The 24,835-nt window shown below is 68.5% G+C and carries 22 protein-coding genes; 10 read left to right on the top strand and 12 right to left on the bottom strand.

The window, feature by feature from the left end:
* Nucleotides 1–86 precede the first annotated feature (86 nt).
* The 7 genes from ahcY (at nucleotide 87) to hpf (ending at nucleotide 8,725) form a co-directional block, all read left to right on the top strand.
* Nucleotides 87–1,571 (top strand): adenosylhomocysteinase, encoded by a 1,485-nt coding sequence (gene ahcY / locus ON21_RS22095; RefSeq protein WP_039800353.1) that lies wholly within the window; start codon nucleotides 87–89, stop codon nucleotides 1,569–1,571.
* A gap of 136 nt (nucleotides 1,572–1,707) precedes the next feature.
* Complete coding sequence (locus ON21_RS22090) at nucleotides 1,708–2,355, top strand: dTMP kinase (protein WP_039800351.1); 648 nt, start codon at nucleotides 1,708–1,710, stop codon at nucleotides 2,353–2,355.
* A 78-nt stretch (nucleotides 2,356–2,433) separates the two neighbouring features.
* Nucleotides 2,434–3,111, top strand: a complete 678-nt coding sequence (mtrA, locus tag ON21_RS22085; RefSeq protein ID WP_039800350.1) for an MtrAB system response regulator MtrA — start codon at nucleotides 2,434–2,436, stop codon at nucleotides 3,109–3,111.
* A complete protein-coding gene (gene mtrB, locus ON21_RS22080) occupies nucleotides 3,108–5,135 on the top strand; it encodes an MtrAB system histidine kinase MtrB (protein WP_444543666.1) in 2,028 nt (675 codons plus the stop codon). Before mtrA ends, mtrB begins: the two co-directional genes overlap by 4 nt.
* Nucleotides 5,132–6,955, top strand: coding sequence for an MtrAB system accessory lipoprotein LpqB (gene lpqB, locus ON21_RS22075; protein WP_051021201.1), 1,824 nt, complete (start codon nucleotides 5,132–5,134; stop codon nucleotides 6,953–6,955). Before mtrB ends, lpqB begins: the two co-directional genes overlap by 4 nt.
* 210 nt (nucleotides 6,956–7,165) lie before the next feature.
* Nucleotides 7,166–7,810, top strand: coding sequence for a ComF family protein (locus ON21_RS22070; protein WP_039800348.1), 645 nt, complete (start codon nucleotides 7,166–7,168; stop codon nucleotides 7,808–7,810).
* A 255-nt stretch (nucleotides 7,811–8,065) separates the two neighbouring features.
* On the top strand, nucleotides 8,066–8,725 hold the full coding sequence (gene hpf, locus ON21_RS22065; RefSeq protein WP_051021207.1) for a ribosome hibernation-promoting factor, HPF/YfiA family: 660 nt from the start codon (nucleotides 8,066–8,068) through the stop codon (nucleotides 8,723–8,725).
* Here the strand turns inward: hpf and ON21_RS22060 are convergent.
* Genes ON21_RS22060 through ON21_RS22045 form a run of 4 tightly spaced genes read right to left on the bottom strand, consistent with a single transcriptional unit; the run spans nucleotide 8,701 to nucleotide 11,578 of the window.
* The gene (locus tag ON21_RS22060; RefSeq protein ID WP_039800347.1) at nucleotides 8,701–9,861 is read right to left on the bottom strand and encodes an MAB_1171c family putative transporter; all 1,161 of its coding nucleotides are present in this window, start codon (nucleotides 9,859–9,861) and stop codon (nucleotides 8,701–8,703) included. The genes hpf and ON21_RS22060 overlap by 25 nt on opposite strands.
* A complete protein-coding gene (locus ON21_RS22055; protein ID WP_051021200.1) occupies nucleotides 9,858–10,382 on the bottom strand; it encodes a hypothetical protein in 525 nt (174 codons plus the stop codon). The genes ON21_RS22060 and ON21_RS22055 overlap by 4 nt, the downstream gene beginning before the upstream one ends.
* A 46-nt stretch (nucleotides 10,383–10,428) precedes the next feature.
* On the bottom strand, nucleotides 10,429–10,866 hold the full coding sequence (locus ON21_RS22050; protein ID WP_039800346.1) for a hypothetical protein: 438 nt from the start codon (nucleotides 10,864–10,866) through the stop codon (nucleotides 10,429–10,431).
* A 10-nt stretch (nucleotides 10,867–10,876) separates the two neighbouring features.
* Nucleotides 10,877–11,578 (bottom strand): helix-turn-helix domain-containing protein, encoded by a 702-nt coding sequence (locus ON21_RS22045; RefSeq protein ID WP_051021199.1) that lies wholly within the window; start codon nucleotides 11,576–11,578, stop codon nucleotides 10,877–10,879.
* A 305-nt stretch (nucleotides 11,579–11,883) separates the two neighbouring features.
* Between ON21_RS22045 and ON21_RS22040 the strand changes: the two genes are divergently transcribed.
* The gene (locus ON21_RS22040; RefSeq protein ID WP_039800345.1) at nucleotides 11,884–13,176 is read left to right on the top strand and encodes an acetyl-CoA C-acyltransferase; all 1,293 of its coding nucleotides are present in this window, start codon (nucleotides 11,884–11,886) and stop codon (nucleotides 13,174–13,176) included.
* 30 nt (nucleotides 13,177–13,206) lie between these two features.
* Here the strand turns inward: ON21_RS22040 and ON21_RS38595 are convergent, their stop codons facing one another.
* The 7 genes from ON21_RS38595 to ON21_RS22010 all read right to left on the bottom strand — a co-directional run bounded on the left by ON21_RS38595 (nucleotide 13,207) and on the right by ON21_RS22010 (nucleotide 20,357).
* Entirely contained in the window at nucleotides 13,207–13,377 is a 171-nt protein-coding gene (locus ON21_RS38595) for a hypothetical protein (RefSeq protein ID WP_157170916.1), read from the bottom strand.
* Nucleotides 13,378–13,523: 146 nt separating this feature from the next.
* The gene (bluB, locus tag ON21_RS22035) at nucleotides 13,524–14,144 is read right to left on the bottom strand and encodes a 5,6-dimethylbenzimidazole synthase (RefSeq protein WP_039800373.1); all 621 of its coding nucleotides are present in this window, start codon (nucleotides 14,142–14,144) and stop codon (nucleotides 13,524–13,526) included.
* 110 nt (nucleotides 14,145–14,254) lie between these two features.
* A complete protein-coding gene (locus ON21_RS22030; protein WP_039800344.1) occupies nucleotides 14,255–15,511 on the bottom strand; it encodes a fatty acid desaturase family protein in 1,257 nt (418 codons plus the stop codon).
* A gap of 99 nt (nucleotides 15,512–15,610) precedes the next feature.
* Nucleotides 15,611–17,047, bottom strand: a complete 1,437-nt coding sequence (locus tag ON21_RS22025; protein WP_039800342.1) for a fatty acid desaturase — start codon at nucleotides 17,045–17,047, stop codon at nucleotides 15,611–15,613.
* A 45-nt stretch (nucleotides 17,048–17,092) separates the two neighbouring features.
* Nucleotides 17,093–18,250 carry a ferredoxin reductase gene (locus ON21_RS22020; protein WP_051021198.1) on the bottom strand — a complete coding sequence of 386 codons (1,158 nt, stop codon included), beginning with the start codon at nucleotides 18,248–18,250 and terminating at the stop codon, nucleotides 17,093–17,095.
* Between the two features lie 126 nt (nucleotides 18,251–18,376).
* Nucleotides 18,377–18,895, bottom strand: a complete 519-nt coding sequence (locus tag ON21_RS22015; protein ID WP_174372196.1) for a DUF6912 family protein — start codon at nucleotides 18,893–18,895, stop codon at nucleotides 18,377–18,379.
* A gap of 40 nt (nucleotides 18,896–18,935) precedes the next feature.
* Nucleotides 18,936–20,357 (bottom strand): WS/DGAT/MGAT family O-acyltransferase, encoded by a 1,422-nt coding sequence (locus ON21_RS22010; protein ID WP_039800338.1) that lies wholly within the window; start codon nucleotides 20,355–20,357, stop codon nucleotides 18,936–18,938.
* A gap of 323 nt (nucleotides 20,358–20,680) precedes the next feature.
* On the opposite strand from ON21_RS22010, the gene secA reads away from it, so the two are divergent.
* Together secA and ON21_RS22000 are read left to right on the top strand one after the other, a co-directional pair.
* Entirely contained in the window at nucleotides 20,681–23,545 is a 2,865-nt protein-coding gene (secA, locus tag ON21_RS22005; RefSeq protein ID WP_039800336.1) for a preprotein translocase subunit SecA, read from the top strand.
* Nucleotides 23,546–23,666: 121 nt separating this feature from the next.
* Nucleotides 23,667–23,858 (top strand): NUDIX hydrolase, encoded by a 192-nt coding sequence (locus ON21_RS22000; protein WP_218004128.1) that lies wholly within the window; start codon nucleotides 23,667–23,669, stop codon nucleotides 23,856–23,858.
* A gap of 20 nt (nucleotides 23,859–23,878) precedes the next feature.
* On the opposite strand, the gene rsgA is transcribed toward ON21_RS22000, so the two are convergent.
* Entirely contained in the window at nucleotides 23,879–24,760 is an 882-nt protein-coding gene (rsgA, locus tag ON21_RS21995) for a ribosome small subunit-dependent GTPase A (protein WP_039800335.1), read from the bottom strand.
* Nucleotides 24,761–24,835 lie beyond the last annotated feature (75 nt).

Below are 24,835 nucleotides of genomic sequence, written 5' to 3'. Positions count from 1 at the left end.
CGCGCGGCGGAGGGACGGCCGCGTGGACCGCACCCGGTCGTGAGCGACTAGCCTTGCCTCGGTACTTGCCGAACCAGGAGAGGCTGATGACCACCTCAGAACTTCCCGCACGCACGTCGTTGACCGCCGATGTCCGCAACGGCATCGACTACAAGGTGGCGGATCTGTCGCTGGCCGATTTCGGCCGCAAAGAGATCCGTCTGGCCGAACACGAGATGCCCGGTCTGATGGCGCTGCGCCGTGAGTACGCCGAGGTGCGGCCGCTGCAGGGCGCGCGCATCTCCGGCTCGCTGCACATGACCGTGCAGACCGCGGTGCTGATCGAGACCCTGACCAGCCTCGGCGCCGAGGTTCGCTGGGCCTCCTGCAACATCTTCTCCACCCAGGACCACGCGGCGGCCGCCGTGGTCGTCGGCCCCAACGGCACCGTCGACGAGCCGAAGGGCACCCCGGTGTTCGCCTGGAAGGGCGAGACCCTGGAGGAGTACTGGTGGGCCGCCGAGCAGATGCTCACCTGGCCGGGCGAGCCGGCCAACATGATCCTCGACGACGGCGGCGACGCCACCATGCTCGTGCTGCGCGGCGCGCAGTTCGAGAAGGCGGGCGTGGTGCCGCCGGAGGACGAGGACCACTCGGCCGAGTACAAGGTCTTCCTGAACCTGCTGCGTGAGCGCTTCGAGTCCGACCGCGGCAAGTGGACGAAGATCGCCGAATCGGTGCGCGGCGTCACCGAGGAGACCACCACCGGCGTGCTGCGCCTCTACCAGTTCGCGGCGGCGGGCGAGCTGGTGTTCCCCGCGATCAACGTCAACGACTCGGTCACCAAGAGCAAGTTCGACAACAAGTACGGCACCCGCCACTCGCTGATCGATGGCATCAACCGCGGTACCGATGTGCTCATCGGCGGCAAGAAGATATTGATCTGCGGCTACGGCGATGTGGGCAAGGGTTGCGCGGAATCGCTTGCCGGACAGGGCGCCCGGGTGCAGGTCACCGAGATCGACCCGATCAACGCGCTGCAGGCGCTGATGGACGGTTACGACGTGGTGACCGTGGAGAAGGCGATCGGCGATGCCGACATCGTCATCACCGCCACCGGAAACAAGGACATCATCACCCTCGAGCACATGAAGGCGATGAAGAACCAGGCCATCCTCGGCAACATCGGTCACTTCGACAACGAGATCGACATGGCCGCGCTGGAGCGTTCCGGCGCAACGAAATTGAACATCAAGCCGCAGGTCGACCTGTGGACGTTCAAGGAAACCGGCCGCTCGATCCTGGTGCTGTCGGAGGGGCGTCTGCTCAACCTCGGCAACGCGACCGGCCACCCGTCGTTCGTGATGTCGAACAGCTTCTCCAACCAGGTGATCGCGCAGATCGAGCTGTGGACCAAGCCGGAGGAGTACGACAACGAGGTCTACCGGCTGCCGAAGCACCTGGACGAAAAGGTCGCCCGCATCCACGTCGAAGCGCTCGGCGGCGAGCTGACCAAGCTCACCAAGGACCAGGCCGAGTACATCGGCGTCGACGTCGAGGGCCCGTACAAGCCGGATCATTACCGCTACTGAACGCGCTGCTGGATGTCCCGCCCGCGGTCGGCGGGACACCCACGTCGGCCACCTCGCCGCCCGCCCGGACTGCCCGGCATCCACGCTGGTCAGCCGGTGCGGGCACACGTCGGCAGGCGGGGTAGTCTGCCTGGTCATGGGAGTGCTGATAGCGGTCGAGGGGCTCGACGGCGCCGGTAAGCGGACGCTGATCGAGCGGGTGGTCGCGGAGCTGCGCGGTCGCGGGCTGCGGGTCGCGACGATGGCCTTCCCGCGCTACCGCGTCTCGGTGCACGCCGACCTGGCCGCCGAGGCGCTGCGCGGCGCGCACGGCGACCTCGCCGGCTCGGTCAGCGGCATGGCTGTGCTGTTCGCGCTGGACCGCGCGGACGCCGCCGACGAGCTGTCGAAGCTGTTGGCGGACAACGACGTTGTGCTCCTCGACCGTTATGTCGCTTCCAACGCCGCCTATTCGGCCGCCCGCACGGGGCAGTCGGCGGACGGTGAAATCGTGTCCTGGGTGGGCGAATTGGAGTTCGGCAGATTCGCGCTGCCCGAGCCCGCGCTTCAGGTGTTGCTGGACGTGCCCACCGAGCTCGCCGCCGAGCGTGCCCGCAGGCGTGGCGAACTCGACGCCGAGCGTGCGCTCGACGCCTACGAACGTGACGGCGGTCTACAGGACCGGACCGGCGCGGTGTACCGTGAGCTGGCCGAACGCGACTGGCGCGGACCCTGGTGGACATACCGATCCGAGGACGGTCCGGCGGTGCTGGCCGCGCGCATCGCCGAAATCGTTGGTCGATAAGGTTGGCTGTGCCGCGGGTTCGCACCAGTGTTGGCGTGGCGGCCCGATCCTGGCCTGGGAGATGACAACATAGTAGTTATGAAGCCGAAGATTCTGGTCGTCGACGACGATATGGCACTCGCTGAGATGCTCACGATCGTCTTGCGCGGGGAAGGGTTCGACCCGCACGTGGTCGGCGACGGCACACAGGCCCTGGCGGCGGTTCGCGAGATCCGCCCCGATTTGGTGCTGCTGGACCTGATGCTGCCCGGCATGAACGGCATCGATGTATGCCGCGTGCTGCGGGCCGATTCCGGGGTTCCGATCGTGATGCTCACGGCGAAGACCGACACGGTCGACGTCGTGCTCGGTCTGGAGTCCGGCGCCGACGATTACATCGTCAAGCCCTTCAAGCCGAAGGAGCTGGTCGCCCGGGTGCGGGCCCGCCTGCGCCGCACCGAGGAGGAGCCCGCCGAGCTGTTGTCGATCGCCGATATCGTGATCGATGTGCCCGCGCACAAGGTCAGCCGCGGCGGCGCGCAGATCTCGCTGACGCCGCTGGAGTTCGACCTGCTCGTCGCCCTGGCCCGCAAACCGCGTCAGGTGTTCACCCGTGAGGTCCTGCTCGAGCAGGTCTGGGGCTACCGGCACGCCGCCGACACCCGCCTGGTGAACGTGCACGTGCAGCGCCTGCGGGCGAAGGTGGAGAAGGATCCCGAGAACCCGGAGATCGTGCTGACCGTCCGCGGTGTCGGTTACAAGGCCGGACCGCCGTGATCCATGGCGTCATCGCGCGTCTGGAACGATCGCTGGCTCCGGTGGTGGCCTGGTTCCAAGCGGTCGGCATTGCCCTAGGCCACCTGTGGCGCCGGTCGCTGCAGTTGCGCGTCATCGTGTCGACGTTGACGCTCTCGCTGATCGTCATCACGATCCTCGGTGTGGTGCTGACCAGCCAGATCACCGACCGGCTGCTGGATGCCAAGATCAACGCCGCGGTCGAGGAGATGGACCGTGCGCGCAACACGGTGGAGAGCCAGCTGGCCGGTGTGCACGACGTCGGCGCTCAACCGCAGCGGCTGGAGGAGGCCCGCAACGCACTGTCCAACCGTGGCGGCAGCGGCCAGTCCACCGGCGCCGCGGGCAGCTTCGTCTCGGCGCTGAGCGTCATCGGCGGGATGCCGCCGCAGCAGATCCCCCGCGGCCCGATCCAGGAGGTACCGGACGAGCTGCGCCGGTTCGTACAGCGCAACCAGGTCAGCTACCAGTTCGCGACGGTCGAGGACGCGGACGGCTACAGCGGTCGCGCGCTGATCATCGGCAGCCCGAGCGCGGAGATCCCGACGCTGGAGATCTACCTGATCTTCCCGCTGGCCAACGAGGAACGCAGCCTGTCCCTGATGCGCGGGACCATGCTGGTCGGCGGCATCGTGCTGCTGGTGTTGCTGGCCGCGATCACCGCCCTGGTCACCAGGCAGGTGGTGCTGCCGATCCGCTCCGCGGCCCGGATCGCGGGCCGGTTCGCCGACGGCAGGCTCAAGGAACGCATGCTGGTGCGCGGCGAGGACGACATGGCGCGGCTGGCCCAAGCGTTCAACGAGATGGCCGAGAGCCTGTCCAACCAGATCACCCAGCTGGAGGAATTCGGCAACCTGCAGCGCCGGTTCACCTCCGACGTCAGCCATGAGCTGCGCACTCCGCTCACCACCGTGCGCATGGCCGCCGACCTGATCCACGGCAGCAGCGACGACCTCGATCCCGCCCTCGCCCGCAGCGCCGAGTTGCTGGTCAACGAGCTGGACCGGTTCGAGGGCCTGCTCAACGATCTGCTGGAGATCAGCAGGCACGACGCGGGCGTCGCCGAACTCCAGGTGGAATCGCTGGACGTGCGGATGTGCGCGCGGGCCGCGATCTCGACCGTGCGGCACCTGGCCAAGGACGCCGGTGTCGAGATCATCAGCGACATGCCGGAGGAGCCGCTGGTCGCGGAGGTCGATCCGCGCCGGGTGGAGCGGGTGCTGCGCAATCTGCTGGCCAACGCGATCGACCACAGCGAGGGCAAACCGGTGCTGATCCGGATGCGGGGCGACGTCGAGAGCAACGCGGTCGGCGTCGTCGTGCGGGATCAGGGCGTCGGCCTGCGCCCCGGCGAGGAGAAGCTGGTCTTCAACCGGTTCTGGCGTTCGGATCCGTCTCGCATGCGCCGCTCCGGCGGCACCGGCCTCGGTCTGTCGATCAGCGTGGAGGACGCGAACCTGCACGAAGGCAGACTCGAAGCGTGGGGTGAGGTCGGGGTCGGCGCCAGCTTCCGCCTGACGCTGCCGCTGGTGCGCGGCAAGAAGCTCGGTCCGAGCCCGCTTCCGCTGGAGCCCGCGCGCAAAACGATGCACGTGGTGGAGCCGGAACCGCCCGCCGATCGCGACGCGACCGGACCCGACCCGGAGCGACCGATCGCCGAGGCGGGCGCCGCGCAGGTGACGAACGCCGTGCCGCAGGGCGCGCAGGCGGGCGCTTCCGATCCGGTCGGTGCGCATCCGGACGACTTCGAGACCGCCGAGCCGGACGACGTGCGTTCGGAAAGCGCGAGCGAGGCGGCCGGGACGGGCGGCGGTGAGCCGGACGGCGCGGCGGAGGGCGGCGCAGCCGCGGAGCCGAGCGCGAGTGGGTCGCCCGGTACGGCGACGCCCACCGACCACACCCCCGCCGAAGAGCAGCCTGCGTCCGGATCGAACGGATCGCCCGCGTCGGAGTCGGCGCAGACCGGGGGCGGCGGGGCGCGCGAACCGGGGGACGTACAGTCATGAGAATGCGTGTCGGATCTGCGCGGATGCGGCGGCTGACCGTGCTGACAGCGGCGGTTCTCGCGGTCGTGGTGCCGCTCACCGCCTGTGCCAGCCTGCCCGAGTCCTCCGCGCCGGAGGCGCTGGGCACCATCAACCGCGAGCCCACCTCCGAGGGTCCGCCGCCCCCGGTCGCCAATCGCGATCCTGATCTGCTGCTGCGGGATTTCCTCCAGGCCACCGCCGACCCGGCCAACCGGCATCTGGCCGCCCGGCAGTACATGACGCCTGCGGCCTCCACCCAGTGGGACGACGCGGCCGGCACCGTCATCGTCGAGAAGCCGGACACCCTGCGGGAGTCGCGCTCCGGGGACAAGGCCAACTATCTGATTCGCGCGCGCAAGGTCGGCGAGCTGTCCGCGGACGGCGGGTACCGGCCCAACGACGACATTCCGTTCGTCGAGAACAAGATCGAGCTGACCAAGATCAACGGCGAGTGGCGCATCGACGAGTTGCCCGACGGCGTGGTCATGGACTCCACCGCGTTCTTCAAGTCCTACCGCCGCTACGCGCTGTACTTCATCGATCCGGGCGGCAATATGGCCGTGCCGGATCTGCGCTGGCTCGCGGTGCCGAAAGCGCAGCTGACCCAGCGATTGATCAGCTCGCTGCTGGAGGGGCCGCAGCCCGCGCTGGCGTCGGTGCTGCACAGCCAGCTGACACCGCCGATCGCGCTGCGCGGGACCATCACCAAGGCCAACGGTGACCCCGATGGCGTCGGCATCGGTCTCGGCGGCGTCCGGATCGACTTCGCGGGCGCGTCGGCGCTGAATCCGCACGAGCGCGAACTGCTGGCCGCGCAGGTGGTGCTCACGTTGTCCAGCGCCGACATCCTCGGGCCGTACATGCTGCTCGCCGACGGCAAGCCGTTGGACGAACGCTTCGCCGCGAACGGGTGGAGCGTGGCCGACGTGCAGCAGTTCAATCCGGCCACCGCCGCCCGCAACCAGGTCGGGCTGCACGCGCTGCGCGGCGGCGGCCTGGTGCAGATCGCCGACAACGGCGGTATCACTCCCGCGCCGGGCTACTTCGGCGGAGTGAACAACCTCCAGTCGGCCACGCTGTCCGCGGACGGGCAGTTGGTCGCCGCGGTGGCGGAAGCGGGGCGCCCCCCGGGCGTGCCGTCGCGCACCCTGATGGTCGGCACCTACGGTGGCAACGCTTTCCCGGTGGCCGAGGGCTTCACCATCACCCGGCCCTCGTGGACCGCGGACGGCAGCGCGGCATGGGCGGTGGTCGACGGCGACCGGGTCATTCGCGCGGTCAACGACCGCGGCACCGGAAACGTCTCGGTACAGAACGTCGACATCTCGCGGTTGACGGCGGCATCGTCGGCCACGGCGCCCCGGCTACCGATCACCGAGCTGCGGATCTCCCGGACCGGGGCGCGGGCGGCGATGATCGCCGACGGCCGGGTGTACGTCGCGGTCGTGGCGCCCCAACCGGACGGGAAGCTGGCGCTGACCTCGGCGCTACCCGTCGGTGTCGGACTCAGTACCGCGGCGGTGTCGGTGGACTGGCTCGACCCGGACACGATCATCATCGCGCGCGAAGGCAATGTGGACCCGGTCAGCACGGTTTCGGTGGACGGCTCGGAGCCGACTCCGCTGACGTCGCAGAATCTCACGGCGCCGGTGCGTTCGGTGAGCGCGAGCCCGGACCATCAGTACGTCTCCGACTCGCGCGCGGTCCTGGAGCTGACCTCGGCTCCGGACCAAGGGCAGCCCTACTGGCGTGAGGTGCCGGGTCTGGGCGCGAACGCCACCCCCGTGCTGCCTGGCTGAGCGGCGGCCGGTCGCGGGCCCACGATCCGGGCCGTCACGCCGTGCGGAACGCGTGCTCATGCTGGTGAGCGATACGGCGCAGGCGCAAGGAGCGATAACGGGTCGAGCGCGGTGTAAAAGACTTCCCCGCAAGAACATAACGTTCCGCCAGAGGCGCCGCTGCCGACATGACCGGGCGAATCTGTCAGGGGGCGAGCGCACACTCGGTCGATGCGAACCCTGCTCGATCTGGTGTTGCCCGCCGCCTGCGCGGGCTGCGGACGTTCCGGAGCCGATTGGTGCGCCGACTGCGCCGTCACGTTGGCCGGTCCGCCGCTGCGGGTATGGCCGCGCAGCGACCCGGGCGTTCCGTGCTGGGCGCTCGGGCCGTACGCCGGGCCCGCGCGCCGGGCGGTGCTCGCCGCCAAGGAACGGGGACGACGGGATCTGGCGCTGCCACTCGGAAAGGCGCTCGCGGGAGCGCTCACCGAGCTGCGTTCGCCGCGTCTTCCCCTGGCGCTGGTGCCCGCGCCGAGCAGACGCGCGGCGGCGCGGCGCCGGGGCGGCGATCCGGTGCTGCGTTCGGCGTCGGTAGCCGCGCGATGGCTGCCCAATTGCCGAGTGATGCCGCTGTTGCGGGTGGGGCCTGGAGTGCGTGATTCGGTGGGCTTGACACCCGCCGAGCGCGCTCACAACCTGAAGGGAAGGGTGACCACGACGCCCGGACCCGCCGCGAACTGGGGGATACCGGCGAACGCCGAGGTGGTGCTGGTCGACGACGTGCTGACCACCGGCGCGACGGCCCGCGAGTCGGTGCGCGCGCTGCTGTGCGCCGGATTGCCGACACGTGGCGTTCTGGTTACTTGTGCTGCTTGACTCCGGGAAATTTGCGTGAACACTGGCGATCAGCCCGTCGGCGGACTAGCGTCGCGGACACACACCCGAACCGCAAGTTTGGAGGTGGCGCCTCGGACGTCTAGTGCCGAGCAATCGTCGTTCGGCACGGTTCAATCCCGCCGCACTGGAATCGGTCGGTGCGGCCAGATCCGGGAGGTACGCGTGACGACTTCTTCACGACCTTCAGTGAAAGATCCCGCTACTTCGGTGCTGGAGCCCGGCACCCAGGAAGCAATCGAGCAACCCACAGCAGAACGACCACGCGCGCCGCGCGGCGACATCGTGGTGAAGGGCCGCAACGTGGAGGTGCCCGATCATTTTCGTATCTACGTCGCGGAAAAACTCTCCCGATTAGAACGCTTCGACCCGTCGATCTTCCTCTTCGACGTCGAGCTGTTCCACGAGCGCAACCGTCGTCAGCGCAAGAACTGTCAGCGCGTCGAAATCACCGCGCGCGGAAAGGGTCCCGTCGTGCGGGCCGAGGCCTGCGCGGACAGCTTCTACGCCGCCTTCGAGTCGGTGACGGGGAAGCTGGAGAGCAGGCTGCGTCGCACCAAGGATCGGCGCCGGGTGCACTACGGCGACAAGACGCCGCTGTCGGTCGCCCAGGCCACTGCCGATCTGGTGGACGACTCCCTGTTCGAGCGACTCGGTGAATCCGGGGCCGCGCACGCGCACCAGGAGCAAGAGCGCGAGCCGGAGTACAACGCGGGTCCCGGCCACATCGTGCGCACGAAGGAGCATCCGGCGACGCCCATGTCCGTCGACGACGCCCTGTACCAGATGGAACTCGTCGGCCACGACTTCTTCCTGTTCCAGGACAAGGAGACCGACCGGCCTTCGGTGGTCTACCGTCGTCACGCCTTCGACTACGGCCTGATCCGCCTGGCCTGACGAAACGGAAACCACCCGTCCCCACTTCTCCGGGCATTCGGCTCACCGGCCGGATGCCCGGAGATTTTCGTCGAGACGCCGTCGGCGGGCCAGCGGCGGGCCAGCGCGAGCAGGAGCCGCAGATCCGAGTGGATGTCGCCGGCGGGCAGCCGCACGGGCTGGTCGAGCGGTCGCGGTGTCACGGCCGCGCCGTTCGTTTTCGCGGCGATGGCCCGCATGACCTGTTCCGCGTAGTCGGCGTCACTCGTCTCCGCGGGTAGGTAGTGCCGCAAGTGCATCAGGGCATCGCGGATCTCCACCGTCATCCGCACCAGCCGCGCTTCGGATCCGTTCAGGTGGATGTCCGGCTCGAGTACGACCTCGGGCACGGCCGCGGTGAGATCACGCCATAGCGGCCGCAGGCGACGGCAGTACCGTCCGGCGCGGTCCCACCCCGTGTGGGCCCGCAGCCACGCGATCAGCGGCACGGCCAGCAGCGCCGCGCCGAGCGTAGAGGCGGCGAAAGTCGGTGCCGCCCAGCGCGCCAAGGCTGGGTCAGCGGCCGGACCGGGCGTCGCGAGTCGCACGGCGGAGACGACCAGACCCGCGGAACCGGCGACCAGCGTTGCCAACAGGGTTGCGTAGACGATCCGTTCGGCGGGGGTGGATTCGTCCGAGCGCAATTCGCGCAGTGCCGCGCGCCAGGCCAGCCGTCCTGCCGCGAACAGCGGAAGCCACAGGATGGACCAGACCACCGCCGTCGGCCAGTCCGCTGCTTGCCCGAGCAGCCGGCCCTCCTGTCGCGCCGGGCTGCCGACGGCCAGGATGATCGCGCCTCCCGCCAGTCCGGCGAGGTCGTAGACCCGCTGCCGAGCCGATGCGGAGACGGGGTCGGCGCCGGACCACAGGCGGGCCGCACCGTACAGACCGGCCACCTCCATCAGCAGCGTGGCCATCGAAAGCTGGTGCAGCAGACTGCCTATCGCCGGAGCGAAGCCGCGCTCGAGCAGGACCAGCGTGGCCGTACCCCACAACATGGCTCGATTGAGCAGCCGGTCCACGATGGCGTGGTGCAGCACGATCCGCCGCCCGAGGACGACCACCGCGACGAAAGCGATCAGTGGTATCGCGATCGGCGCGGGGATCGGCGAGTTCACCGCCGCCGGTCGCGGAAGAACGTGCGGTGCAGCAGCGAATCACGGCGCGGTGGACGCATGGCGTGCAGCATCACCATGTCGGCGAAGGTCTCCGCGTCACGCTCGCGCAGGGTGCCGTAGTCGGTGCGGCCGAGCACGTGGGCGATCGACTCGGGCGAGATCGAGGGCAGCAGGTCGGCGACCGCCGTCACCGTCGGTGTGCTCGTGAGCGGCTCACCGGGCCGGTGCTGTTCCGGGCCGTGCCCGAGCAGCATGTGCCCGAGTTCGTGCACGATGATGTGCTCGGCGTGCCATTCGGTGGTGTCGGCGCCGTAGACGATCACGTCGCTGTCCTGCTTGGCGATCCACAGGCCGCTGCCCGTGCCGCAACCGGTGCCCGCGAGCAGCGCGGTATCGATCGGCAACAGGCTGATGCTGCGACCGCGGTGGGCGGCGACGGCATCGAGGTAGGTCTGGAGATTCCATGGGTGGGGTATCGGGAGGTCCCGGGTCAAGCTCCGGAACCGGGCCTGGATGGCCATGTGATCGGTCTCCTACAAAAGCTCAGTGGCCCATGTAGGAAGCATGCTACCGACTCGGCGGCGTCGACCCTTCCGTGCTCTGGATGATTTTGGCGAGCATGGCCCGATCGATGTTCGAACCGCGCAGCGCGACGCTGGCGACGTTCGCGTCGCGCATGGTGGCGAGGAGTTCGAGTTCCCGGTCGATGGCTTCCGCGGCGGGCCCGCGGGTGAGCAGATAGTCGGCGGCGACGCCGAAGCTGCGTGCCACCGCCGCGAGGATCTCGACATCGACCGCCGCGCCGGGCTCCCGGTCGTCGAACTCGCCCTCGCGCAGGCGCGTCAGATAACCGGGCGGCACCGCTCGGCCGAGGATTTCGCCGATCTGCCCGGCGACGGACTCGGTGCTGCGTTCGGGTGCGTTGCGCGGATGCACGACGGCGAACAGCCGATTGATCTTGTGGCTGAGGGTCAGCTCCGCGTAGTTCGGTCGGTGGTCGGTCATGGCTGCCTCGTCACTCGCCGTTGCGAACGGTTGTGGTCGCCGCGTTGGCCGCCAGCCAGCGTGCGCGGAATCGGGCTTCGGTCGCTGCATCGATGTCCTCCGATCGACCGGCCAGCCAGCGGCGGTACCGGCGTTCCTGTAGCTCGTCGGGGTCGCTGGCCTCCGCGGGGACCGCGAGCAAGTGCGCGAAGGCCATCTCCACCAGCGGGTGCAATTGTCTGCCCGGTCCGCCGTTGCGTTCGAGCATCGCGGTCGCGTACCGCGCCGACAGTTTGGAGACCACCCGGTTGAGCTCCGCGATCGCGGCGACCACCTGCGGGTCGGTGGTGCGACCGTGCTCGACGGCGTCGTTGAGGCTGCCCGAGGCCGCCAGAAGACCGGTGAGGTCAGAGATTTCGAAGCGGATCGCGTCCGGCCCGGCCACCACCGAGTCACCCGCGCCGCGCGAGGCGTTCGCGGGTTCGTCGGCGGCCGGGACGCCGCCCGCATAGGTGCGTGCGGCGCTGCCCGGCAGCCATCGCAGCGGCGCGTCGAGCTTGTTCAGCGTCTGCATGCTGATGGTCGCCTCGCCGTCCTCGATCTTCCGGATGGTCGGCGCCGAAGGTCCCCCGAGGTCGCCGATCTGTAGCTGGGTGAGGCCGAGCTCGTCCCGGCGTTCTTTGATGATTCGCCCGAATCTCTTCTGCCGCGACAGCTCCGAAGGGCTATGCATAGTGGGTTCATGGTAAGCCGATGCGAGGTCTGAGGCAAACCGATAGAAACTATTTGGAAAACAAGTCGAAAGTTTGTTACCGTTCTTTGCGTCGGATGACGGAGTGCATGCGACGGTTCCGGGACGGGCAGGGGCGTTCGCCGGGACGGACGTCCCGGTCTGTCGCGCAACGGCGCGCGGCGGACCGGTTCAGCGACGGTGGAGGGGATCGTCGCTGCGTCGGGGTTCACCGTCGGCGAAGGGGGTCGACGGTGAACTTACTTTGAAGTAAGTTTGGTGGTCCTAGGCTTTCGAAAGGAAATCGCATGGCCACCAGAGCTGCTCGCCGTGCCGTGATCGTGTCCGGTGCGCGCACGCCTTTCCTGCGTGCGTTCACCGGATACACCCGGATGGATTCCATCGCGCTGGCCGACGCCGCGGTCCGGGGACTGCTGGAGCGCACCGGGCTCCCCGGCGCGGAAGTGGAGGCGATCGTCTGGGGCGGGGTCATCCTGCCCAGCGCGGCGCCGAACATCGCCCGCGAGATCGCGTTGGACCTGCGACTCGACCCGGGCTGCGAGGGCTACACGGTGACGCGGGCCTGCGCCTCCGGTTTGCAGGCCGTCACCTCCGCGGCGGCCGCGATCGAGCGGGGCGAGTACGACGTGATGATCGCGGGCGGCAGTGATTCGACCTCGAACGCCGAAGTGAAACTGCCGCAGAAGGTCGTGCACGCGGCGGCGCCGCTGGCGCTGGGCAAGCCGAAGCCGAAGGACTACCTGTCCGCGGTCGCGCGCCTGGCGCCGTTCACCGATCTGCTGCCGAGCCGGCCGAAGATCGCCGAGCGCACCACCGGCGAGGTGATGGGCGAATCGGCCGAGAAGATGGCTCGCATCCACGGCGTGAGCCGAGCCGACCAAGACGAGTTCGCCGCCCGCTCGCATCACCGCGCGGCGGCCGCCATCGAGTCCGGCCGGTTCGACGACGAGGTGTTGCGGGTCCGCACGCCCGAAGACGTGGAGATCCGGCGCGACGGTCTGGTGCGCGGCGACACCGGCGTCGCGAAACTGGCCGCGCTGAAGCCGGTTTTCGCCGCCGACGGCAGCGTGACCGCCGGCAACGCCAGCCCGCTCACCGACGGCGCCGCCGCGGTGTTGCTGATGAGCGAAGAGAAGGCGCACGCCCTCGGGTATCGGCCGCTGGCGGCGTTCCGGTCGTGGAGCTATGTCAGCGTCGACCCGGCCGATCAGGTGCTCATCGGCCCGGCCATCTCGATGCCACGCGCGCTGGAGAAGGCCGGAATGTCCCTGGCCGACGCGGATCTCGTCGATATCCACGAGGCCTTCGCCGCCCAGGCCTTGGCGGTGCTGACCGCGCTCGCCAGCGACGAATGGGCCAAGACCCGGCTCGATCGCGACACCGCCGTCGGCGAGGTGGACATCGACAAGCTGAACGTGCACGGCGGCTCGATCTCGCTCGGTCACCCGTTCGGCGCCACCGGGGCACGCATGGTGACCACCATGGCCAACGAACTGGCTCGCACGGGCAAGAACACGGCCCTGCTCGGGATCTGCGCCGCGGGCGGCATCGGCGCCTCGGCGGTGCTCGAACGGGTCTGAGGCGACGCGTGAGCGGTGGCGGGGGCCTCGTCAGGCCTTGCCCGTGACGCCCCGCCGCTTGCGACCCTCGTCCGCCAGGATGCGCAGACAGGTCTGGTGCTTGGTCTCGCCGGGAATGCCTTCCCGACGCAGGCGCAACGTCGCCTGTGCCAGATCGATGCCCAGCTCGCTCGACAGCCGAACAGCATCGACATTGGCCATTGCACAAACCTCCTGGAACCGACGAAACCACGATGAAGCGCACTGCGTAAGAGGCAGTTTCGACCTTGTCGTACCCAGTGGGGATCCGATTGAACCATGAACGATCCACACATTTGGGTAACGATGCGCGGCCGGGAGGCGCGAGGTCAGCCGCGATAGGTCTCGCGGTGCACCGCGTCCGTGAGCGGTCTGCCCGCGCGCCAGCCGAAGCGCTCGAGGTCGGGAATGCGCTGGAATTCGCGCACCGGCCCGACGCACAGCCAGGCGACCGTGCGGACGCCTTCCGGGAGGCCGATCAGATCGGACAGGAAGCCGGGGTCGTAGAACGACACCCATCCCACGCCGATGCCTTCGGCGGTGGCGGCCAGCCAGAGGTTCTGGATGGCGAGAACGGCGGAGTAGATACCGGTTTCGGGCACCGTGGCCCGGCCGAGCACTTGCGGTCCCCCGCGATCGTGGTCATAGCAGACCACGACCCCGGTGCCGCTCTCCAGAATGCCTTCGATCTTGATCGGTTCGAAGGTGGCTGCCCGTTCGGGCGGCAGCGCGTCGCGGAACTCGATGCGCTTGCGCGCCACATGATCGGCGAACTCGCGCAGCGTGGCCGCTTCGCGGACCACCACGAAATCCCAGGGCTGCGAATTCCCTACGCTCGGCGCCCGGTGCGCGGCGTCCAGCAGCCGCCACAATGTCGCGTCGTCGACCAGCTCGCCGGTGAACTCCGCGCGCACGTCGCGACGGCGTCGGATGGCCTCATAGACGCTCAGAACCTCAGCTTGCACCGCTCGAGTCAATCAAACCCGGCGAACTCACCGCACACGGCGTGCGTTGGCGCGTCGGCTCGGAAGTCCGGGACGCGAGCCGACGCGGATGCGAGTCAGCTCGCCGCGGACACGCCGCGCCGGGCGAGCCGCCGCCGTCCCTTGGCGAGCGCGGTGCGCAGCCCGCGGCGCCGGCCGGTCACCGGATCGATGGTGGCCGCGGTCCGGCCCTGGAATTTGCGTTCCGAGGCGGTCTCCGGGGCATCGTCGGCGGTCGCCCGCAGGTACTTGTTCGGCAGCGCCAGCTTGAGGATGGTGCGCCACGCCTTGAAGTACTGCACCGGCAGCGAGCCGGTGGTGTAAGGCAGGTCGTACTTGTCGGCCAGCTCGCGCACCCGGACGGCGATGTCGGCGTACCGGTTGCTCGGCAGGTCGGGGAACAGGTGGTGTTCGATCTGGTGGCTCAGATTGCCGGTCATGAAGTGCATGACCGGGCCGCCGGAGATGTTCGCGCTGCCGAGCATCTGGCGCAGGTACCACTCGCCCTGCGTTTCGCCGTCGATGTCGGCCTTGGTGAACTTCTCCGCGCCGTCGGGGAAGTGCCCGCAGAAGATCACCGCGTTGGACCAGACGTTGCGGATCGCGTTCGCGGCCAGGTTGGCCGTCAGTGTGGAGAAGAACGCGCGGCCGGTGAGGGCGGGGAAGATCACGTAGTCCTTGAGGACCTGCTTGCCCATCTTGGTGAGCGCCTCGTCGCGCCTGCGCTCGAAGTCGGCCCGCTCGGGGGTGCCGGGCTTGTACCGGCCCGCCACCAGCTTGCCCAGCTCCAGGTGCTGGATCGCGACGCCGTACTCGAAGAACAGCTGCAACACCAGGTTGTAGATCGGGTTGCCCAGGTTGAACGGCTTCCAGCGCTGGTCGCGGGTCACCCGCAGCAGGCCGTAGCCGATGTCGTCGTCCATGCCGAGCACGTTGGTGTACTTGTGGTGCAGGTAGTTGTGGGTGTGCTTCCAGTGCTTGGCCGCGCCGGTGTTGTCCCATTCCCACGAGCTGGAGTGGATCTCCGGATCGTTCATCCAGTCCCACTGCCCGTGCATGACGTTGTGCCCGATCTCCATGTTCTCGATGATCTTGGCGGTGCTGAGCAGGGCGACGCCTGCCAGCCACGCCGGCCGCTTCGGGCTCGCGAAGAGCACCGCCCGGCCGCTGATCTCGAGAGCGCGCTGCAACCGGATGACAGCGCGGATGTACTTCGCGTCGCGCGCGCCGCGTGAGGCTTCGATTTCCCGCCGGATCGCGTCGAACTCCGCGCCGAGTGCTTCCACGTCGGCCTCGGTGAGGTGCGCGTATTCCTTGACATCCGAAATCGCCATACGGGTTACTTTACCGTAAGTTACGAGAGCGTAGGTTGCGAGATGCGGCTGGGGGATGTGTCAAATACCCTATTGCGATACCGATGCTCGACTGGTAGGTTAGCGCGCCCTTCGCTGGAAGCGAAAACGCCTGTCCCGCTTGGCTTTCTCGCGCAACGCCGCTTGTTCCTGGCGGGCTCTTTCCTGAAGCGCGACCTTGGCGTCGCGCAGGACCTGCCGCTCGTGTTCGGCCTTCTCCTGCAGGGCCGCTCTGGCCTCGCGGAGCATCTCCTTCTCCTGCCGCGCCTTGTCGCGCAGCGCGATCTTCGCCTCGTGCAGCGCCGAACGCAGACCGCGCCGCTTGCCGGTCTCCGGATCGATGCGCAGCCAGTGCGTGGACTCCGTCCCGAGCGACGGGAGCGTGACACCGGCGAACTTGCGTTCGGACGAGGTCTCCGGTGCGTTGTCGGCGGTGGCCTTGAGGAACCGGTCCGGCAGCGCCAGCTTGTGGATCGTGCGGAAGGCCAGCAGATATTGCTTGCCCAGCGAGCCGGTGGTGTAGGGCAGGTCGTACTTGTCGCACAGCTCCCTGACGCGCACCGCGATCTCTCGATACCGGTTGCTCGGCAGATCGGGGAACAGGTGATGCTCGATCTGGTAGCAGAGGTTGCCGCTCATGAACGCCATGGCGGGCCCCGCCTTGAAGTTCGCGCTGCCGAGCATCTGGCGCAGGTACCATTCGCCGCTGGTCTCGTTCTCCAACTGCTCGACGGTGAACTTCTCCGCGCCGTCGGGGAAGTGGCCGCAGAAGATCACCGCGTACGCCCACAGGTTGCGCACCAGGTTCGCCGCCGCGTTGGCCTTCAGCGTGTGCTTGAACGCCGGGCCGGTGAGCGCGGGGTGGATGAGAAAGTCCTTGGCCACCTGACGGCAGATCTTGCGCCCGAACGCCATGTTCGGCTCCGAGGTGATATCCCAGCGCGGCGTGCCCGACAGCTCCTTCTCGATGCTCCAGTCGTGCAGTGCGATGCCCCACTCGAAGGTCGCGGCCAGCAGCAGATTCGCCAGCGGCTGCACCAGGTGGATCGGCCGCCACTGCTCGTCCCGCGTCATCCGGAGGATGCCGAACCCGAGGTCCTCGTCCTTGCCGAGGACGTTGGTATAGGTGTGGTGGGAGTAGTTGTGCGCCCGCCGCCACTGCGCGGAGGGGCCCGTCATGTCCCATTCCCACGAGCTGGAGTGGATCTCCGGGTCGTTCATCCAGTCCCACTGCCCGTGGCTGACGTTGTGCCCGAGCTCCATGTTCTCGATGATCTTGGCAACCGAAAGCAACGCGGTGCCGGTCAGCCAGGCCCAGCGATTGCGGCTGCCGAACAGCACGGCCCTCGCGACCACCTCGAGACCGCGTTGCGCCGCGATCGCGCGCCGGATGTACTTCGCATCGCGCTCGCCACGGGACAGTTCCACCGAACGCCGGATGGAATCGAGTTCCTGCCCCAGTGTCTCGATATCGGTCGCCGTGAGGTGAGCGAATGTCTTGATGTCGGTGATGGCCACCGGGGTCCTTTCCCTACTCGATACACCTCGAGGGTACCTGCCGGACTACACGTCCAGAGTGCAGTCGCCCGCCGCCGCCGAGATGCAGGTCTGCACCTTGTCGCCTTCGCGGCGCTCCTCACCGTTGCGCAGGTCGCGCGCGTGCCCGGAACTCAAGGTGACCACGCAGGTCTGGCAGATGCCCATCCGGCAGCCGAACGGCATCTGAACGCCCGCCGACTCGCCTGCCTCCAGCAGGCTGGTCGCGCCGTCGGCCGCGACGGTGCGACCGGTCTTGCCGAAGGTGACCGTGCCGCCTTCGCCGGCCGAGGAACGCTCGATCTCGAAGCGCTCCACGTGCAGCCGGTCCGACAGGCCCGCGTCGCGCCAATGGTGTTCGATCTCGTCGAGCATCCCGGCCGGGCCGCAGGCCCAGGTCTGGCGCTCGCGCCAATCCGGGAACTCGGTGTCGAGGTCGGCGAGGGCGAACTTGCCCCGCTCGGCGGTGAGATGCAGCCGGGTGTCGAAGCTCGGATTGCCCTCGCGCAGCGCGGCCAGTTCCGCGCCGAACATCACGTCGTCGGCGGTGCGGGCCGAGTGCAGGTGCGCCACGTCGGTGAACACCTCGCGGCGGTCCATCGCGCGCAACATCGACATCACGGGGGTGATGCCGCTGCCCGCGGTGAGGAACAGCACCTTCTCCGGCGGCGGGGACGGCAGCACGAAGCCGCCCTGCGGCGCGGCCAGCCGGACGATGGTGCCGACCGGAACGCCGCTGACCAGATGGCTGGACAGGAAGCCCTCCGGCATCGCCTTCACGGCGATGGAGATCAGGCGCTTGCCGCCGTGGCCGGGGGCGGACCAATTCGGCGGACAGGTCAGCGAATACGAGCGCCAATGCCAGCGGCCGTCGACCAGGAGGCCGATGCCGATGTACTGTCCGGGCTGGTATTTGAAGTCGAAGCCCCATCCCGGCTGGATCACCAGAGTCGCGGAATCGGCGGTCTCCTTGCGTACCTCGACGATGCGCCCGCGCAGCTCGCGAGCCGACCACAGCGGGTTGGCCAGGTGCAGGTAGTCGTCGGGCAGCAACGGCGTGGTCACCCGTGCCACGGCTCCGCGCAGCACATTCAGCTTGCCGCCGCGCTCGGCGACGCCCGCTGCTGGCGCCTCCAGCCACGCGCGGACGCTTCGCACGGAGAAGCTCCCAATTTTCGAACCCATCGCTGCCGTTGGTCTCCCTGTCGTCGGATGCGCAGGCCGCCGTCGCTCCGATCGGAGGCCTCGCCAGCAAGGTTACGGCATCGTAGGTTATGGCGGTGGGCCAGTGGCGCGCCCGACCGCCGCGATTCAGAGCAGCTCGAGCAGAAACGGCAGCTCTTGTGCCGCGTACCAGGCCAATTGATGGTCTTCGGCGTCGCCGAGGACGAACTCCGCGTCGGTGTCGCCGAGATCCGCCGCGTCCACCACGTCGACGGCCTTGGCCACCTGCGGTTCGGCCTCGGCAAGGTCGACGTGCACCGAGGCGATCTGCCGGTAGTCGATCGGACCCGCCAGCCGGACCACCGCGTCGTCGAGATCGGGCCGCAGCTTCGCGCCGGTCACGTCGGCGGCGATCACCGCACGGCGGTACACCGGGCTGCCGCCGGCGACCGGCGCGGCCTCGTCGTCGGATTCCTCCGACGAATCGATCGCCTCGCGTTCGGCGGCGAGCAGTCGCAGCGAGGCGCGCGCGGCCTCGTTCATGGCGACTTCGCCGAGCTCCTCGTCGTCGCCGGAGGCGTAGGCCTCGCGCAGCGCGGGCGTCACCGCGAACGCGGTCCCGCCGACGGGGGCCAGCTCCCGGTTGTCGACCAGCTCGCGCAGCATCGGCACCGTAGCCGGGATGTAGACCCGCAGCTTCTTCTGATCAGACGCAGGCACCGAGCATCTCCTCCATGGAATCGCGCACCGCCGTGGCGAGCACGCCGATATCGGCCATCGCGTCGCGATCGGCGTTGAGACCGTAGAAGACACGTCCGTCGTAGGACGTGATCCCGATACTCGACGCCTGATTGCGCAGCAGTGGCGACACCGGGTACATCTCCAGCATCCGCGCGCCGCCGATGTACATCGGCGCCTGCGGACCCGGCGCGTTGGTGATCACCAGATTGAACGTGTGTTCTGCGAACGTACTCGCCGCACGCACACTCATCGCATGCAGGCTGGCCGGAGCGAAACCGGCCAGGTGCACGAGCGTACGCGCCCGGACGCCGCGCCGCTGACGTCCGTTGAGTTCGGTGGCGTGCGCGATGTGCGACAGCCGCATCACCGGGTTGGGTTCGCCCACCGGCAGATCGATCAGGAACGACGACACCTCGCTCGCCGAGTGCGCCTGGTCGCCGTCGTTTCCCTCGACGTACACCGACATCGGCACCACGGCTCGCAGCGTGGTGGACTCGGTGAGCGCTTCCCCGCGCGAGAGCAGCCAGTTGCGCAGGGCGCCGGTGACCACGGCGAGGATGGCGTCGTTGGTCGAGCAGCCGAACCGCCTGCGGATCGTGCGGTAGTCCGCCAGGTCGGTGCGCACCACGGCGAAGCGCCGGTTCCGCGAGGTGCGCGTGTTCAGGGGACTCGCGGGTGCGCCGGTCGTCGCGGTGCGCACCGCGCCGACCACCGACTCGACCGCCCTGCCCGCCGTCCCGAGTACCGCGAATGCCCCCGCGCCCGCGTCCCTGGCGACCTCGAGGGCCTTGCGCGGTTGGGTGGCGAGATGGGCGAGCGCGCCCACCAGCAGTTCCATCTCGCCGGGTTCGCGCGGCGCGATCCAGTCGTCGCAGGCCAGTTCGCGGGGAGCGGGGCCGGTGTCGAGGATCACGTGGCCGATCTCGAGCGCGGTGTCGCCGTCCACCAGGGCGGAATGCGTCTTGGTGAAGATGGCGCAGCGGCCGTCGGACAGCCGTTCGATCAGGTACATCTCCCACAGTGGCCGGGCCGGGTCCAGCGGGTGGGAGACGAGGCGGGCGACCAGGTCGTGCAGTTGCTCGTCGGTGCCGGGACCGGGCAGCGCCGAACGCCGGATGTGGTAGGTGATGTCGAAACGGCTGTCCTCGACCCAGACCGGCCGCCCGAGCGACAGCGGGATCTCGCGCACCTTGCGCCGGTATCTCGGCACCAGCGAGAGCCTGCTCTCGACCAGATCGACCAGCCGGTCGTAGTCCAGGATCGGTTCGCCCGAGCCGTCACCGGGTTCGGTGTTCCGCACGATCGCGAGAGAGCCGATATGGATCGGATTGCTGCTCGACTCGAGCCGGTAGTAGGCCGTGTCCTGCGGCGTCAGTCTCGTGATCACGCTGCCCGGTACTCCTTTTCCCGATGCCGCCCCCGCTTCATTGTGCTGCCGCGTCGACCGTTGGCCCGGCCGTTGTCGCATTTCTGATGAATTCGGTACACGTTTTTCCGCGCAGGGGTTCCATGACACGCTGATCGACTTCGAGTTCGGCGAGACGATTCGATCACAGGAGCCAACACGGCCCACGCAGCGCCGCAGGCGCTGTACATCCAGCAGACCATTACCATGGGCCATGCAGCGGATTCCGCGCAACCGCGTGGGCCGCACCGGCCCGGGGGCCGACGACACGATTTGACACACCGACCAGAGGACTGACGAGACCCGTGCCTGCGCTGACACTGACGAGGTTGCTACGGATTGGTGAGGGTCGCATGGTCAAGCGGCTCTCGCATTTCGCCGACCAGGTTCTCGCCCTCGAACCGGAGTTCGAGGACCTCAGTGACGCGGAGCTACGCGCCAAAACCGACGAGTTCCGCGAGCGGTACGCCGAGATGGTCGAGGACGGCGAGACCGATCCGCTCGGCCAGCTGATGGCCGAGGCGTTCGCGGTCGCGCGGGAGGCGTCCTGGCGGGTGCTCAGCCAGAAGCACTACAAGGTGCAGGTCATGGGCGGCGCCGCGCTGCACACCGGCAACATCGCCGAGATGAAGACCGGTGAGGGCAAGACCCTCACCTGTGTGCTGCCCGCCTACCTGAACGCGATCAGCGGCGACGGTGTGCACGTCGTCACGGTGAACGACTACCTGGCCAAGCGCGACGCGGAGTGGATGGGCCGCGTGCACCGCTTCCTCGGCCTCGAGGTCGGCGTGATCCTGTCCGGCATGAGCCCCGCGCAGCGGCGGGTGGCCTACGCCGCCGACATCACCTACGGCACGAACAACGAGTTCGGCTTCGACTACCTCCGCGACAACATGACGCACTCGCTGGACGACCTGGTGCAGCGCGGGCACAACTTCGCCATCGTCGACGAGGTCGACTCCATCCTCATCGACGAGGCGCGTACCCCGCTGATCATCTCCGGGCCCGCCGACGCCTCGTCGAAGTGGTACGCCGAGTTCGCGCGGATCGCGCCGCTGCTGAAGAAGGACCTGCACTACGAGGTCGACATCAAGAAGCGCACGATCGGCGTGCACGAGGCGGGCGTCGAGTTCGTCGAAGACCAGCTCGGCATCGACAACCTCTACGAGGCAGCCAACTCGCCGCTGGTGAGCTACCTGAACAACGCCATCAAGGCCAAGGAGCTCTACACCCGCGACAAGGATTACATCGTCCGCGACGGCGAGGTGATCATCGTCGACGAGTTCACCGGCCGCATCCTGGTCGGGCGCCGCTACAACGAGGGCATGCACCAGGCGATCGAGGCCAAGGAAGGGGTGGAGATCCAGCCGGAGAACCAGACCCTGGCCACCATCACCCTGCAGAACTACTTCCGCCTCTACGACAAGCTGTCCGGCATGACCGGTACCGCCGAGACCGAGGCCGCCGAGCTGCACCAGATCTACAACCTGGGCGTGGTCCCCATCCCGACCAACAAGCCGATGATCCGCGCCGACCAGTCCGACCTGATCTACAAGACGGAGGAGGCCAAGTTCTCCGCCGTGGTCGACGACGTCACCGAGCGGCACGAGAACGGCCAGCCGGTGCTGATCGGCACCACCAGCGTCGAGCGCTCGGAGTACCTGTCCAAGCAGTTCACCAAGCGCGGCATTCCGCACAACGTGCTGAACGCGAAGTTCCACGAGAAGGAAGCCGAGATCATCGCCGAGGCGGGTCGGCCGGGAGCGGTCACCGTCGCGACGAACATGGCAGGCCGCGGTACCGACATCGTGCTCGGCGGCAACCCGGACATCATCGCCGACATCCTGCTGCGCAAACAGGGGCTGGACCCGGTCGAGACGCCGGAGGAGTACGAGCGCGCCTGGCTGCCCACCCTGGACCAGGTCAAGGCTCAGACCGCCGAGGACGCCGAGTTGGTGCGCGAGGCGGGCGGCCTCTATGTGCTGGGCACCGAGCGGCACGAGTCGCGCCGCATCGACAACCAGCTGCGCGGCCGCTCCGGCCGACAGGGCGACCCGGGTGAGTCCCGCTTCTACTTGTCGCTGGGCGACGAGCTGATGCGCCGGTTCAACGGCGCCGCGCTGGAAGCGATCATGACGCGGCTGAACCTGCCCGACGACGTGCCGATCGAGGCGAAGATGGTCTCCAAGGCCATCAAGAGCGCGCAGACGCAGGTCGAGCAGCAGAACTTCGAGATCCGCAAGAACGTGCTCAAGTACGACGAGGTGATGAACCAGCAGCGCACCATCATCTACGGCGAGCGCGATCGGATCCTGCGCGGCGAGGACATGGAGGGCCAGGTCCAGAGCATGATCACCGACGTGATCACCGCCTACGTGGACGGCGCCACCGCCGAGGGCTATGTCGAGGACTGGGATCTGGAGAAGCTGTGGACGGCGCTGAAGACGCTGTACCCGGTGAGCCTGGACTACCGGGACCTGACCGGCGAGACCGAGGTCGGCGAGGCGGGCGAGCTCACGCGCGAGGAGTTGCTCGAGGCGCTGCTGGACGACGCGCACGACGCCTACGAGCGCCGCGAGGCCGAGATCGACGGCTTGGCCGGCGAGGGCAGCATGCGCAATCTGGAACGACAGGTGCTGCTGTCGGTGCTCGACCGCAAGTGGCGTGAGCATCTCTACGAGATGGACTACCTCAAGGAGGGCATCGGCCTGCGCGCGATGGCGCAGCGCGACCCGCTGGTGGAGTACCAGCGCGAGGGCTTCGACATGTTCACCGCGATGCTCGACGGTCTCAAGGAGGAGTCGGTCGGCTTCCTGTTCAACCTCCAGGTCGAGGTGCAGCAGCCGCAGCAGGAAGGCGTCGCCGTCGGCCAGGGCCTTCGTTCGCCGGTCGGAGCGATGACCGCCCCGCGTCCGCTGCCCACCGAGGAGACTCAGGTCGCCAACGGCCACGCCGCCCCCGCGGCTCTGCGCGCCAGGGGTATCGATGACACCGCCCCGCGCGGTTTCAGCTACTCCGGCCCCGACGAGGGCGGCCGCGCCGCGGTGCACAGCGACGCCGAGGAGTACGGCGTGGACGGTGGGCCGCAGCCCACCCGTCGCGAGCGCCGCGAGGCCGCCCGCGCGGAGGCGAAGGGCCGCCGCGGCCCGAAGTCGCGCCGCCGTCACTGATCCGCTGAATCACGAAGGCGCTCAGGGTTTCCTGGGCGCCTTCGTTGTTTTCCGTATGTCGAAGCGTCTTCGCAAGGGGATTTACCGTCGTGTCCACGCGTGTCCGGCGAGAGAAAGTTGTGTGCTACAGACGCACCGGCGTCACTTCTTCCAGCTCGCGTTACACCGAACCACACCCGAACGGTGGGCGAGTCAGGAGGACCACGACGGCTTGGCCCCGCCGACGAAGTTGGAGTGCTTCTGGATTCCGCTGACCGCCGCGCATGTGCTGCAAAGTGGGCAGAGCGCGATGATCGGCCGGCTTTTCGACTGAGTCTCGGACGGCTGAGGCGATTACCAGGGATCGTTGGAGTTCAGGGCGACGAGCAGACGGCGGATGGCGGCCACCCGGTGTTCCTTGCCCGGCAATTGGTCCAGCGCGCATTCGGGATCGGCGGGCGGACCGAGGTGGGTGCAGCCCCGCGGACAGTCCTCGATAGCGTCGGCGAGGTCGGTGAAGGCGGCGATGACGTCGTCCGGGGTGATGTGGGCCAGGCCGAACGACCGCACGCCCGGCGTGTCGATGACCCAGCCGCCCCTGGGCAGCGGGAGCGCGACCGATTGGGTGGAGGTGTGCTTGCCCTTGCCCACCCCCGACACCTCGCCCACCGCCCGCTCCGCATCGGGCACAAGACGATTCACCAGCGTGGACTTGCCCACCCCGGAGTGGCCGATCAGCGCGGTGAGGTGATCGGTGAGCAGATCCAGCACCGGATCGAGCGGATCGTCGATGCCGCCGTAGACGATGGTGAGATCGAGATCCTCGAAGGCGGCGGCGAATTCGGAGTCGGCCGCCAGATCGTGCTTGGTCAGGCACAGAACCGGTTGCAGCCCACCGGCGTACGCGGCGACCATGGCGCGCTCCACGAAGCCGGTGCGCGGCGGCGGATCGGCGAGCGCGACGACGATGAACAGCCGCTGCGCGTTGCCGACCACGATGCGCTCGAACGGATCGGTGTCGTCGGCGGTGCGGCGCAGCACCGTCCTGCGGTCGGCGACCCGGACGATGCGCGCGAGGGTGTCCGGTCGCCCGGACAGATCGCCCACCACGTCCACCTGGTCGCCGACCACGATCGGAGTGCGGCCCAGTTCCCGGGCGCGCATCGCGACGATGCGGCGATCCGGATCGCCGCCGAGGACGCATCCCCACCGGCCCCGGTCGACCGCCACCACCATGGCCTGCTCGGCGTCGCTGTGCTGCGGACGGGTCTTGGTGCGGGGTCGGGAACTGCGCCCGGGACGAACCCGGAC

The organism is Nocardia araoensis NBRC 100135 (genome assembly GCF_000308435.1).
GTDB lineage: Bacteria > Actinomycetota > Actinomycetes > Mycobacteriales > Mycobacteriaceae > Nocardia > Nocardia araoensis.
Note: the sequence above shows the minus strand (reverse complement) of the source record. Positions and strands in the feature narration are given on the sequence as shown.